This window comes from Micromonospora sp. LZ37 (genome assembly GCF_059359015.1).
In genome coordinates this window covers 440319-453048 of sequence record NZ_JCADBL010000004.1, presented here as the reverse complement: position 1 = coordinate 453048, position 12730 = coordinate 440319, and the positions used below count along the sequence as shown (strand labels likewise).

The window sequence follows — 12730 nt, the reverse complement described above, 5'->3', positions numbered from 1 at the left end:
CGGCGACTCAGCCGCTCAGCATGGCGGTGCGTACGAGCACCAGACCCAGCAGCGCGACCACGATGACGGCCGTGCCGGCGGCCTGGAAGACCGATCGCCGCATCCGCGGCGCGTACGCCAGCACCCAGCCCATCGCCGCGCCGGTGACCAGGCCACCGATGTGCCCGGGGACGGAGATGCCCGGCACGGTGAAGGTGAAGATCAGGTTGATCACCAGGATCGGCACGATCGCGGAGGTGTCCCGGCCCAGCCGGCGCATGATCAGGAAGACGGCGGCGAAGAGACCGAAGATGGCGGTCGACGCGCCGGCCGAGGCGTCGTTCGGGTGGCTGAAGAGATAGGCCGCGACGTTGCCGCCGAGACCGGCGACCAGATAGAGCGCCAGGAAGCGCAGCGGCCCGAGCAGGGCCTCCAGGTCCCGGCCCAGCACCCAGAGCGCCCACATGTTCAGCAGCAGGTGCACCAGGCCGTAGTGCAGGAACATCGCGGTGACCAGGCGGTACCACTCACCGGTGGCGACGCCCTCGATCGGGAACTGCGGCGGCCACTGCGCGAGCACCGCGCCCCACTGGGTCAGCGGCGTGCCGCCGCCGAGCAGGCCGCCGAGGCCGGAGCCGCCGGCCATCGAGTCGCCGCCCCGGTCGCTGAGGATCGACAGCACCATGGCCAGCAGGTTCAACGCGATCAGGGTGCGGGTGACCAGGCCGCGGCGGCCGGCGGCACCGCCACCGAAGGCGGTACGCGCCGGCCGCACGCTGCGGCGTCCCTCGTTCACGCACTCCGGGCACTGGTGGCCGACGGAGGCTTCCCGCATGCAGTCCGGGCAGATCGGCCGGTCGCAGCGGGTGCACCGGACGTACGTCTCCCGGCCGGGGTGGCGGTAGCAGACCGGAGTGGTCGGCACGGACCCACCGGTGGCGTCGCTGGCCGGACCGGGGCGTTCAGTCATGCGTGCAAAGGTACCTCGCGGGGGCGATCAGGCCGCGCGCTCGATCTCGACCCGCTCGATCACGACGTCCTGCAGCGGCCGGTCGTTCGGACCGGTCGGGGTGTTCGCGATCGCGTCGACCACCTTCGCCGACTGCTCGTCGGCCACCTGGCCGAAGATGGTGTGCCGGTTGTTCAGGTGCGGCGTCGGCGAGACGGTGATGAAGAACTGCGAGCCGTTGGTGCCCGGCCCGGCGTTCGCCATCGCCAGCAGGTACGGGCGGTCGAAGCGCAGCTCCGGGTGGAACTCGTCGGCGAACTTGTAGCCCGGGCCACCCCGGCCGGTGCCGGTCGGGTCGCCCATCTGGACCATGAAGCCGCTGATCACCCGGTGCGAGATGGTGCCGTCGTAGTACGGCCCGCTGCCCGGCTGACCCGTACGCGGGTCGGTGTATTCCTTGTTGCCCTCGGCCAGGTCGACGAAGTTGCGGACCGTCTTCGGCGCGTGGTTCCCGAAGAGCTCCAGCCGGATCGGGCCAGCGTTGGTGTGCAAGGTGGCGTAGACAGCCTCGGCCACGGGTACTCCTCACTCGTTGGTCAGTTCCATGCGGATCCTCCCATGTGCCCGATCTGGCAGTGCGGAGGCATCCGAAGGTGGAGGATGACGAAGGAACAACTCCCAGGAGGTGGGACCGTGTTTGGAATCGGGCGGCGCAAGACCCAGGGACAGCTCGCGAGGGTGGAGCTCAACCAGGGCATCGGTCACCTGAAGCAGGCCGCGACGCACGCGGCGAAGGGTGCCGGCGCCACGGTCGGCCCGCGGGTCCAGGCAGCCCGGGTCGCCGTCGCGCCGACCGCCGTCGTCGTGCGGGACCGGGCGTCCACCGGCTTCGCGTCGACGGTCGCGGCCCTCGCGCCGCTGGCCCTCGCGGTCCGCAACGCCCAAGCCGAGGCGGCGGGCAAGGTGGTGACCGGCCGGAAGGCCGCAGCCGCCAAGCAGGCCGCGGTCAACAAGAAGGTCAAGGCCAAGAACATGAAGAAGAAGAAGCAGAAGAGGTCCGGCGGGATGCTGACCGGCCTGCTCGCCGCCGGTGCGGTCGCCGGGGTGGCCGGGGCGATGGCCATGCGCCGCCGCCGCGAGCAGCAGGAGTGGGCCGAGTACGACCCGACCCGCGGCGTCGACCCGGTGAGCGACGAGGTCGACACGCTGGTGGTGCAGACGCCGTCGGCGAACGGTGGCAAGGTGACCGACTCCTCCACCATGTCCAGCGGCGCGGGCACGGCCGGTGGCCCGACCGGCGCGGGCAGCTCCGCGGTGGCCGGCGGCGACAGCGCCTCGACCACCACCCCCGGCGCGCAGCCGGTGATCCAGCGCAACGACAAGGTCCCGTCGGTCGCCGAGGGCGCCACGGACGTCTCCGGCCGCCCGGCGGACGACGTGAGCAAGGCACTCGGCAAGGGCACGGCGAAGTCCAACAGCCGACGCTGAACAGGGACATCGCCGGCGGCGCGGGAGGCGACTCCCGCGCCGCCGGCGTGTCCGGGGTTCGGTGCGGCGGTCAGAGCCAGCCGTTGCGGCGGAACCAGCGGTACAGCGCCAGCGAGATGGCGAGCATCAGGGCCAGCACGCCCGGATAGCCGTACGTCCACCCGAGCTCGGGCATGTTCTCGAAGTTCATCCCGTAGACCCCGGCGAACGCGGTCCAGACCGCGGCGATGGCGGCCCACGCGGCGATCTTGCGCATGTCGTTGTTCTGGTCGACGGTGACCTGGGCCAGCCGCGCCTGGAGGATCGAGTTCAGCAGGTCGTCGTAGGAGTTGACCTGCTCGACGGTGCGGCTGAGGTGGTCCTGCACGTCCCGGAAGTAGCGCCGCACCTCCTCCGGCACCTCCCGGTTGGCCTGCGCGGTGAGGGTCATCAGCGGCCGCTGCAACGGGATCACCGCCCGCTTGAACTCCACCAGCTCCCGCTTCATCTGGTAGATCCGCTGGATCCGCCCGGTGCTCTGCCGGTCGAAGACGTCGGCCTCCAGCACGTCGAGGTCGTCCTCCAGCCGGTCGGCCACCTCCAGGTAGAGGTCGACCACCCGGTCGGTCACCGCGTACGCGACGGCCCACGGGCCGTGCACCAGCAGGTCGTGTCGGGTCTCCAGGTCGGCGCGGACGGCGCCGAGCCGGCAGGCGTCGCCGTGCCGGACGCTGATCAGGAAGTTCGGCCCGATGAAGAGCATCACCTGGCCGGTCTCCACCACCTCGGAGTACTCGGTCAGCTCGGTGTGCTCGCAGTAACGGGCGGTCCGCAGGACCAGGAAGGCGACCTCGCCGAAGCGCTCCAGCTTCGGGCGCTGCTGGGCCTTGACCGCGTCCTCGACCGCCAGCTCGTGCAGTCCGTACGTCTCGGCGATGGCGGACATCTCGGTCAGCTCCGGCTCGTGCAGGCCGATCCAGACGAACGCGTCGCGCTCCTTGCGGGCGGCCTCCAGCGCGTCGGCGTAGTGCCACCGCCCGGGCTGGCGCCGGCCGTCGACGTAGAGGGCGCAGTCGACCACGCCGCTGCGCCCCGGGCCGGTCGGGGTGGGGGTGCGCGGGGAGCCGTCGGCGTTGAGGATCCGGGACATCGCGCGGACCGGCGCCGCCCAGGCCCGGGGGCGGGGCGGCCGTCCGGCCTGCGATGTGGTCGGCCGTTCCTGGTCCGTCCGGTCGGTCATGGCGTCCCCCTCCCCACGTGCCGCTGCGGCTTGCAGGTTACGCCGTGGCCGGTGCCCCGGTCGGCCGCCGGACCTGCCGAGGCGCGCCCGGGGAGCGGGGGGTCGGTGACGCTCGTCACCGGCGAGGCGTCGGGGCGGCCGGATCCGGGCCGCTGCGGAGCGGGCCGGCCCGGACGCCGGGCGCGGCCGGCGGTGGCGCGGGGGCAGTGGGTGGCGCCGGGCGGGCCGGGCCGCCGCCAGGGGGGGTGGGGGGCGACCCGGCCCACCCGGCGCCGTGGGGGCGGGGGTGAGGCCGCGGGGCGCCGCCGATCGTCCCGTGGCGGCACCGACCCCCTGGTCAGGCGCTCGTTCGGGAGGCGAGCGACGCTCGCAGCATTGTGGGCCGCCGGCCGGCCCGAGGCGAGCCCCGGACCGGCCGCGATCGCGCTACTGTCGGAAACCCGACAGAAATCAGCTTCGGACGGCCGCCACGGCCTCCGCGAGCCGACGGACGCCCTCGTCGATCCGGTCCGCGGTCACCGCGCTGAAGGCCAGCCGGAGCGCGTGCCGACCGCCGTCGACGACGAAGTCGCTTCCCTTGACCACGGCGACGCCCCGTTCGGCGGCCGCCGGAGCCAATCGGTCGACCAGCACGTCCTCCGGGAACTCCACCCAGAGGAAGTAGCCGCCGTCCGGCTCCACGAAGCGGACGTCCGGCAGGTGCCGGCGCAGCGACTCGGCGAGCACCCGGGCCCGCTCACCGAGCGCCGTGCTGACCTTCTCGATCGAGCGCTGGATGTCACCGGAGACGCAGAACTGGTGCACGATCGCCTCGGACACCATGCCGGGCGAGATGTAGAGGCTGGTGGCCTTCTTGGCGATGCCGGCGATCAGGTCCGCCGGCCCGACCAGGTAGCCGACCCGGACGCCCGGGCAGACCGTCTTGGTGAAGCTGGAGGCGTGCACCACGACGCCACGGTTGTCCATCGAGAGCATCGACGGCAGCGGCTCGCCCCGGAACCGGATGTCGGCGTACGGGTCGTCCTCGAAGATCGTGAACTCGTACTCGGCGGCGAGGTCGAGCAGCTCACGCCGCTTCTCCAGGGAGAGGGTCACGCCGGCCGGGTTCTGGTAGTTCGGAATGACGTGCGCCAGCCGGGGTCGCACCCCGGACTCCAGCAGCTTGCGCAGCTCGGCGGTGTCCAGGCCGTCCGGCTGGATCGACACCCCGTGGATCTCGCTCCCCATCCGCTGGAGGTTGAGCAGGGTCCGGTCGTACGTCGGGCGCTCCACCACCACGGCGTCGCCACGCCGCACCAGGTGGTCGAAGAGGAACGCGTCCGCCTGGAGCGAGCCGTTGGTGATCAGCACCTGGTCGGCTTCGACGCCGTGCTTCTCGGCGATCCACTTCCGCAGGGGTGGGTAGCCGACGGAGGTGCCGTACGCCGTGATCCCGGCGGGGTCGGCGTCGAAGGCACGGACGGCGGCGGCCTTGAGACCCTCGACATCCACGATGTCCAACGAGGGAGCGCCACGGGCGAACGAGATCAGCTGCTCGGCGGTCATGCGCACGAGCCTAGGGCCTGGTCGGGTCGGTCCGACCGGCATACACGCCAAGTTCAACATGCGGGCAGAAGATCCACCAGCGGACGCGAGCAGGGCTCTCGTCCGCGCTGGTCAGGGGCCACCTCGGCAGCACGTCGGCGGCCCCGGACCGGCGCGGTCAGCCGACCGCGAGCCGCTGCTGCGACCAGACCCGCATCAGGTCACGGACCGAGATCACCCCGGCCACCTCCCGCCCGTCGAGCACCACGAGGTGCCGGAACCCACCCCGGGCCATCGCCGCGGCCGCCTCCTCCACCGTCCACTCGGGACCTGCGTAGACGACGTCCCAGCTCACATGGGCCCCGGTGCGCTCGACGTCGCAGTCCAAACCGGCCCCGATCGCGTTCAGCACGTCACGTTCGGTCATGATGCCGACCCCTTCGGACTCCGGGTCGATTACCACCGCCGAGCCGACCCGGCGGGCCGACATCATCTGGGCCGCCTGGCGGAGCGTGTGCTCCGGACCCACGACGAGCACCTGGCTGGACATAGCTTCCCGAACCTGCATCACGCATCACCCCTTTGGGACGGCGGCACCCGGTCACCCCACATGGTGGGCCTCGGGCCAGACCGGGACAAGACCGGGCATCGGCGCGGCCCGGCTCCTCCTGGCTACTGTCATGACGTGCCCACAGAGCCTCTCCGCTGCGCCGGCGCGCTGATCGTGCACGACGACGGCCGCCTCTTCTTCCAGCGCCGGTCCCCCGAGCGGCGACTTTTTCCCAATGCCTGGGACGTCGTCGGCGGCCATCTGGAACCGGGCGAGGAGATCGAGGACGCGCTGAGCCGGGAGGTCGCCGAGGAGACCGGCTGGTCGCTGTCGCACGTGCTCGGGCGGATCGGCGAGTTCCGCTGGACCGGCGACGACGGCGTGCCCCGGGTCGAGACCGACTTCCTGGTCCGGGTCGACGGCGACCTGGCCCGGCCGCGCCTGGAGGTGGGCAAGCACACCGAGTTCCGCTGGCTGACCGAGCGGGACCTGGCCGTGCTGGACGAGAACCGGCTCGCCGACGACGGACAGATCCGGCGGATCGCCGAGGACGCGTTCGCCGCGCTCCGGTCGATCGGTCTGTGAACTCCGCGGTCGAGCTGGCGCCGCACCGGTTCGCCGGGCTGGTCGCCCCGGCGGTCGACCGGACCTTCGTCGCCGGCATGCTCGCCGGCCGCGACGGCGGCGGCGCCGAACTCAGCCAACGGTACGGCGGCCCGGCGGCCACCGGTTTCCTGGTCGAGTTCCGCACCCGGCTGGCCGCCCCGGGCGGCACGGTCGACGGGCCCGGCTTCGCCGCGGTCACCCGGTACCGGGACCCGGCCACCTGTCAGCGCGCCCTGGACAAGCAGGTGGCGCACGGGATGATCGCCCGCCGGCCGGACGGCGGCTTCACCGCCACCGAACGCGGCGCCGGCTTCCTCGCCGAGATCTACCAGGTCCACGGCGAGGTCACCGAGGAGCTGTGGGCGGGCCACGACGACCGGGTGCTGCGGCTGGTCGAGGCGTTCGGGCGGGTGCTCGGGTACGCGCTGCTGCTCGCCGAGGAGCCGGACGCCGAACCGGGGGCGGCCTTCGCCACCATGGCCCCGCCGTACGAGCCGGAGGGCACCCCGCCCGGGGTGCTGCTGCTGAACCGGCTCGGCACGCTGCGTTACCACCGGGCGGACGCGCACGCCGCCGCGTGGACCGCCGCCGGGCACACCGCGGCCAGCGTCGTCGAACTGCCCGACGGGCCGGAACGGCACGCCATCGAGCTGGAGACGGACCGGCGGGCGGCCGGACCGTACGCCGCCCTGACCGCCGAGGAGCGGCTGACGGTCCTCGCCGACCTGGCCGCCCTGCCCGGATGAGACCCGGTTGACGCCAGGGCCGCCGTCACCCGGCGCTATCCTCCACGGTGACCTGGAGTCGTACGAGGGAGGACCCCGCATGATCGGGATGGTGCTCGCAGCCGGTGCGGGGCGCCGACTGCGCCCGTACACCGACACCCTGCCCAAGGCGCTGGTGCCGGTGGACGGTGAGACCACCATCCTGGACATCGCGCTGCGCAACCTCGCCGAGGTGGGGCTCACCGAGGTGGTGATCGTGGTCGGCTACGCGGCCGACGCGGTGGTCGCGCGCAAGGCGGCGCTGGAGAAGCGCTACGGCGTCCGGCTCACCCTGGTGCACAACGACAAGGCCGAGGAGTGGAACAACGCCTACTCGCTCTGGCTGGCCCGGGAGCACTTCAGCCGGGGCGTGCTGCTGGTCAACGGTGACACCGTGCACCCGGTGAGCGTGGAGAAGACCCTGCTGGCCGAGCGCGGCCCGGGGATCCTGCTGGCCGTCGACACCATCAAGGTGCTGGCCGAGGAGGAGATGAAGACCACCTTCGACGCCGCCGGGCAGCTCACCCGCATCACCAAGATCATGGACCCGGGCGAGGCGTACGGCGAGTACATCGGCGCCACGTTGATCGAGCCGCAGGTCGCCGACGCGCTCGCCGACGCGCTGGAGACGACCTGGCGGCGCGACCCGAACCTCTACTACGAGGACGGCTACCAGGAGTTCGCCGACCGGGGCGGCGAGGTGCGGGCGGCGCCGATCGGCGACGTCTCCTGGGTCGAGGTCGACAACCACGCCGACCTGGCCCGGGCGTGGGAGATCGCGTGCCGCTACTAGCCCGTACGGTGCTGACCCCCCTGCACATCGACGTGCGCCGGGGGGCGGTGGCGGACCTCGCGGCGATCCTCGCCGACGGGCGGATCTCCTCCGGCGGCGACGTCGCCGTGGTGGTCGGCCCCGGACAGGGCGAACGGATCGCCGAACTGGTCCGGCCGTCGTTGCGCTCGGCGGACGTGTTCACCGTCGCCGGGGGCACCCTGGACGCCGCCGACGACCTGGGCAGCAAGCTCCGCGCCCGCTCGTACGACGCGGTGGTCGGCATCGGCGGCGGCAAGACCATAGACGTCGCGAAGTACGCGGCCACCCGGCGCGGGCTGCCGATGGTCTCGGTGGCCACCAGCCTGGCCAACGACGGCATCGCCTCTCCGGTGGCCAGCCTGATCACCGATGGGATCAAGGGCTCCTACGGGGTGCACATCCCGATCGCGGTGATCGTCGACCTGGACTTCGTGGAGAGCGGCCCCGAGCGGCACAACCGGGCCGGCATCGGCGACGTGGTGAGCAACATCAGCGCGCTGGCCGACTGGGAACTGGCCCGGCGGGTACGCGGTGAGCCGTTCGACGGACTGGCCGCCTCGCTCTCCAGGGCAGGCGCCGAAGCGGTGATCAACCACCCGGGCGACATGAGCGACGACCCGTTCGTCGCCGTCCTCGCCGAGGCACTGATCTCCAGCGGGCTCGCGATGGCGATCGAGGGCACCAGCCGCCCGTGCAGCGGCGGCTGCCACGAGATCATGCACGCGGTCGACGCGCTCTTCCCGGGCACCGCGTCGCACGGCGAGCTGGCCGGCCTGGGTGCCCTCTTCTGCACCTGGCTCCGCGGCGACCTGACCCGCTTCGCGCAGATGACGTCCTGCCTGGTGCGGCACAACCTGCCGGTCGTCCCGAACGACGTGGGGCTGACCGAGGACCAGTTCGTCGACGCGGTGCAGTTCGCGCCGCGTACCCGGCCGGACCGGTACACCATCCTCGAGCACCTGGCGATGTCGCCTACCGAGACTCGGGAGCGGCTGGCAGACTACGCCGATGCAATCCGCGACCACTGTGGCTGATCCCCGTCCCACCGTCGCCGACTTCCACCGGGTCAACCGGGGCGGCGGCCTGTTCAGCGAATCGGTCAGCCAGTGGCTGGGCGCGGCGTTCGCGCTGGTCGCCCAGCGCCTCGGGCTGCGTCCCACCGCGCTGACCCTCACCAACCTGGTGCTCGGGCTGGCCACCTCGGTGACCGTGGTGGCGCTCGCCGGCCGGGTCGCCGCCGGGGACGTGCCGGCCTGGGTGGTCGGGCTGGTCGCGCTGGTCGGCTGGCAGGTCGCGTACGCCCTGGACTGCGCCGACGGGCAGCTGGCCCGGGTGACCGGGCAGGGCAGCGCGGCGGGCGCCCGGATCGACGTGCTCTGCGACGTGGCCGCCCAGATCGCGCTGGTCGCGGCCCTCGCGGCGACCGCGGTGGCGCAGCGGCCGGCCACCCCGACCTGGCTGGTGGCGCTCTTCGCGGGCAGTTGGATGGTCAACCTGGTGACCTCGGTGATGCAGTCCGGCCCGAACGCCGCCAGCATGGTCACCTCGACCTCGCTGCCGGTACGCCTGGTGAAGCTGGTCCGCGACTACGGCGCGGTGATCTTCGTGGCCGCGCTGGTGCTGATGGTCGCCCCGGCGCTGACCTTCTGGGTCGTGGTCGCCTTCACGATCGTCAACGGCGGCTTCCTGCTGGCCAGCATCGCCTTCACCGCCCGCACCGCGCTGCGCTGACATCGACCTCGCCCAGCCCGACCCCGCGCCGCGCCGAGCGGTGCCGTGCCGCGCGGTGCGGCGCGGTGCGGCGCGGCGCGGCGCGGCGCAAGATCGTGCTCGATCCTGGAAGTAGTGGCCTCAACGCGAGTCGGACCGCACTGTTTCCAGGATCGAGCGTGACCTTGCACGGCACGGCACGGCGGGCGATCAGCCGGCGGGCGTCTCCCTGCCCGGCGCGGACCGACGGCGGGCGGCTCTGGCCTCTGATACCTCACAGGCATTTTGATGCCTCTGAGGTATCACGCTCACCGGGACATGCGTCTCCACCGCGCGCCGCGCCGGGCGAAGACATCGCGCACGCCTGTCTTCCCGCCGTCGTCCAGCGCGCGTCCCGCGTGGCGAGCATCCCGACCTTCCAGGACGACCGGGGCCCAGCCTGTGCGGCGAGCGGCCCAGCCCGCCCGCACAAGGCGTCCCCATCCGCTAGGCGCGAGCCTCCGAGCACGCCCGCAGGGCGCGCCGGGCGTCGCGGGGGCCCGCCGGCGTGTAGGGCCGGCCGGCGTGCGGGCCCGGCCGGCGTGCAGGGCCGGCCGGCGTACGGGCCCGGCCGGCGTACGGGCCCGGCCGGCGTACGGGCCCAGCCGGCGCGCAGGCCCAGCCGGCGCGCAGGCCCAGCCGGCGCGCAGGCCCAGCCGGCGCGCAGGCCCAGCCGGCGCACGGGCCCAGCCGGGGCGTGCGGTGGCAGGGTGGCATGCGGGGCCCGGCCGGCCCGCGGTGGCCGGGGACGTCGGGTCAGGCGGGGTGGGTGGTGCGGACCACGCCGGCGTAGATGTCGAGGAGGCGCTTGGTGACCACGTCCGGGTGGAAGGTCTGCTCGTAGCGGAGGCGGGCCGGCGAGGAGAGCGCGGCGGCGCCGGCCCGGGCGACCGGGAAGGCGGCGGCCATCGCGGCCGGGTCCGGCGGCACCACCCATCCGGCGGTCCCGGTGACCACGCCGGCCGGCAGCGGCGGCACGGAGTTGCCCGTGGAGGCACCGGCGGCGGCAGGGGCACCGGCGGAGGCAGAGGCGGAGGCGGAGGCGGAGGCAACGGCGGCCGGCGCGGTGCCGGCGGGCTCCCGGGGGCCGTCCGCCCCGACCAGGTACGGGATGCCACCGAGCGCGGTGCCGAGCACCGGCCGACCGCTGGCCATCGCCTCGATGATCACGGTGGGCAGCACGTCGTGCCACATCGAGGCGGCGATCACCACCGCGCTCGCCTCGACCGCCGCGCGCACCCCGGCCCGGTCGAGCTGACCGAGGTAGACCACGTCCGAGCGCTCGGCGGCGGCCGCCTCCACGAGCGGGCGCAGCTCGCCGTCACCGGCGACGCGCAGCGTGCCGAGGGAACCCACCGGGTGTCGGCGCCAGGCGTCCAGCAGCAGGCCGAGCCCCTTCTCCGGGGTCAGCCGGGCCATGTAGAGGAAGCCGTCGCCCAGCGGCGCCGGTGCGCCCGGGTCGGGCACGGCGTTGGGCTTGACCACGATCCGGTCGTCCGGGATGCCGTAGTCGCGCAGATGGTCGGCGATCGCCGAGGTCAGCGCGATGAACCGGTCCACCGACCGCCAGGTGCCCCGGTGCACCGCCAGGGTGGTGGCCATCAGCGCGCTCTGCGCCGCCGAGTCGCGGTAGCAGCGGTGCACGATCGCCGGCACACCCAGCGCCCGGCCCTTGCAGTCCTGACAGATCGCGCCGTCCCGGAAGTAGATCCCCGACGAGCAGACCTGCCGGTAGTTGTGCACCGTCTGCACCACCGGCACGCCGTGCCGGTGCGCGGTCCGCACCACCCACGGCGAGATCAGGGGGTACGGGTTGTGCAGGTGCAGCACGTCCGGCCGGTGCTCGGTGAGCAGGCGGCTCAGGTCCTGCTGGGCGCGGGGCGCCCAGATCGGCGAGATGGGCAGCAGCGCCTTCGCCGCCTTGGACATCGACGGGATCTCGTCCGAGCTGCGGATGAACGGCAACACCTCGACACCGGCGGCGGTGAGCTGGGCGATCTCCGAGTCGACCATGGTGTTCTCGCCGGAGGGCTGGGCCTCCCGGTACCGGTTGTGCGCCACCACGATTTTCACGGAGCTCGCCTTTCGTTCGCGGTCGTACCGACTCCTGCTCGCGACTGCGGGGCTCGCAAGCTCACTCCTCGCGCTCGCGGCAGGGACTCGCAAGCTCATGCCTCGCGCTCACGGGAAAGAAGGCTACCGTTGTCTGATGCCCGAACTACCGGAGGTGGAGGCGCTCGCGGGTCACCTGCGTGAGCGCGCGGTGGGGCGTCGCGTCGACCGGGTCGAGGTCGCCGCGATCAGCGCCCTCAAGACGTACGATCCGGCGCCCGACGCGGTGGCCGGTCGGGCGGTGGTGGACGCCCGGCGGCACGGCAAGTTCCTCGACGTGGTCTTCGACGGCGGCCTGCACCTGGTGGTCCACCTGGCCCGGGCGGGCTGGCTGCACTACCGGGAGGCGTTCCCGTCGACCACCCCGCTGCGCCCCGGCAAGGGCCCGATCGCCCTGCGGGTACGCCTCGACGACGGCTCCGGCTTCGACCTGACCGAGGCGGGCACCCAGAAGAAGCTCGCGGCGTACCTGGTGAGCGACCCGGCGCAGGTGCCCGGGGTGGCGAAGCTCGGCCCGGACGCGCTCGAGGCGGACCTGGCCACCTTCAGCGAGCGGATGCGCAGCCGGCGGGGGCAGGTCAAGGGGGTGCTGACCGACCAGGCGGTGCTCTCCGGGGTCGGCAACGCGTACTCCGACGAGATCCTGCACGCGGCGAAGCTCTCCCCGTTCGCGATCACCGACCGGCTCACCGACGACCAGTTGGCCACGCTGCACGCGGCGACCCGGGCGGTCCTCGGCGACGCGCTCCGCCGTTCGGTGGGCCAGCGCGCGGCGGAGCTGAAGGGTGAGAAGCGCTCCGGGCTGAAGGTGCACGCCCGGACCGGGCTGCCCTGCCCGGTCTGCGGCGACACGGTGCGGGAGGTGTCCTTCGCCGACTCCAGCCTCCAGTACTGCGCGACCTGTCAGACCGGCGGCAAGCCGCTCGCTGACCGACGGTTGTCGCGCCTCGTACGGTGAGTGACGCCACTCTCCGGT

12 protein-coding genes and 2 pseudogenes are annotated in these 12730 nt (G+C 73.1%); 7 read left to right on the top strand and 7 right to left on the bottom strand.

Annotation, left to right across the window (positions count from 1 at the left end; translation table 11 throughout):
• Positions 1–7: 7 nt before the first annotated feature.
• Positions 8–949 (bottom strand): rhomboid family intramembrane serine protease, encoded by a 942-nt coding sequence (locus AC5L3Z_RS12275; RefSeq protein ID WP_494841646.1) that lies wholly within the window; start codon positions 947–949, stop codon positions 8–10.
• Between the two features lie 27 nt (positions 950–976).
• On the bottom strand, positions 977–1504 hold the full coding sequence (locus AC5L3Z_RS12270) for a peptidylprolyl isomerase (RefSeq protein WP_334533245.1): 528 nt from the start codon (positions 1502–1504) through the stop codon (positions 977–979).
• Positions 1505–1588: 84 nt separating this feature from the next.
• Between AC5L3Z_RS12270 and AC5L3Z_RS12265 the strand changes: the two genes are divergently transcribed.
• Positions 1589–2416: a hypothetical protein gene (locus tag AC5L3Z_RS12265; protein ID WP_494841645.1), complete on the top strand. Its 828-nt coding sequence runs from the start codon at positions 1589–1591 to the stop codon at positions 2414–2416.
• A 70-nt stretch (positions 2417–2486) separates the two neighbouring features.
• Here AC5L3Z_RS12265 and corA read toward each other — a convergent pair whose 3' ends face one another.
• The 3 genes from corA to AC5L3Z_RS12250 form a co-directional block, all read right to left on the bottom strand.
• Complete coding sequence (corA, locus tag AC5L3Z_RS12260) at positions 2487–3635, bottom strand: magnesium/cobalt transporter CorA (RefSeq protein WP_494841644.1); 1149 nt, start codon at positions 3633–3635, stop codon at positions 2487–2489.
• A gap of 450 nt (positions 3636–4085) precedes the next feature.
• The gene (locus AC5L3Z_RS12255) at positions 4086–5180 is read right to left on the bottom strand and encodes an aminotransferase-like domain-containing protein (RefSeq protein ID WP_494841643.1); all 1095 of its coding nucleotides are present in this window, start codon (positions 5178–5180) and stop codon (positions 4086–4088) included.
• Between the two features lie 157 nt (positions 5181–5337).
• Positions 5338–5727, bottom strand: a complete 390-nt coding sequence (locus AC5L3Z_RS12250; protein ID WP_494841704.1) for a CBS domain-containing protein — start codon at positions 5725–5727, stop codon at positions 5338–5340.
• Between the two features lie 117 nt (positions 5728–5844).
• Here AC5L3Z_RS12250 and AC5L3Z_RS12245 point away from each other — a divergent pair, with 117 nt between their 5' ends.
• The 5 genes from AC5L3Z_RS12245 to AC5L3Z_RS12225 all read left to right on the top strand — a co-directional run bounded on the left by AC5L3Z_RS12245 (position 5845) and on the right by AC5L3Z_RS12225 (position 9624).
• Positions 5845–6294, top strand: coding sequence for an NUDIX domain-containing protein (locus AC5L3Z_RS12245; protein WP_494841642.1), 450 nt, complete (start codon positions 5845–5847; stop codon positions 6292–6294).
• Positions 6291–7061: a hypothetical protein gene (locus AC5L3Z_RS12240; RefSeq protein WP_494841641.1), complete on the top strand. Its 771-nt coding sequence runs from the start codon at positions 6291–6293 to the stop codon at positions 7059–7061. The genes AC5L3Z_RS12245 and AC5L3Z_RS12240 overlap by 4 nt, the downstream gene beginning before the upstream one ends.
• 79 nt (positions 7062–7140) lie before the next feature.
• Positions 7141–7872 (top strand): phosphocholine cytidylyltransferase family protein, encoded by a 732-nt coding sequence (locus tag AC5L3Z_RS12235; RefSeq protein WP_494841640.1) that lies wholly within the window; start codon positions 7141–7143, stop codon positions 7870–7872.
• Positions 7860–8927 carry an iron-containing alcohol dehydrogenase family protein gene (locus AC5L3Z_RS12230; RefSeq protein ID WP_494841639.1) on the top strand — a complete coding sequence of 356 codons (1068 nt, stop codon included), beginning with the start codon at positions 7860–7862 and terminating at the stop codon, positions 8925–8927. The genes AC5L3Z_RS12235 and AC5L3Z_RS12230 overlap by 13 nt, the downstream gene beginning before the upstream one ends.
• Entirely contained in the window at positions 8902–9624 is a 723-nt protein-coding gene (locus tag AC5L3Z_RS12225) for a CDP-alcohol phosphatidyltransferase family protein (RefSeq protein WP_494841638.1), read from the top strand. Before AC5L3Z_RS12230 ends, AC5L3Z_RS12225 begins: the two co-directional genes overlap by 26 nt.
• Positions 9625–10398: 774 nt before the next feature.
• Here the strand turns inward: AC5L3Z_RS12225 and AC5L3Z_RS12220 are convergent.
• Together AC5L3Z_RS12220 and AC5L3Z_RS12215 are read right to left on the bottom strand one after the other, a co-directional pair.
• Positions 10399–10593 (bottom strand): annotated as a pseudogene (locus AC5L3Z_RS12220) (glycosyl transferase family 1); the annotation flags it as partial.
• Positions 10594–10688: 95 nt separating this feature from the next.
• Positions 10689–11715: pseudogene (locus AC5L3Z_RS12215) on the bottom strand (glycosyltransferase family 4 protein); the annotation flags it as partial.
• Positions 11716–11851: 136 nt separating this feature from the next.
• Between AC5L3Z_RS12215 and AC5L3Z_RS12210 the strand changes: the two are divergent.
• Positions 11852–12712: an Fpg/Nei family DNA glycosylase gene (locus AC5L3Z_RS12210; protein ID WP_494841637.1), complete on the top strand. Its 861-nt coding sequence runs from the start codon at positions 11852–11854 to the stop codon at positions 12710–12712.
• The last annotated feature ends 18 nt before the right edge of the window (positions 12713–12730 follow it).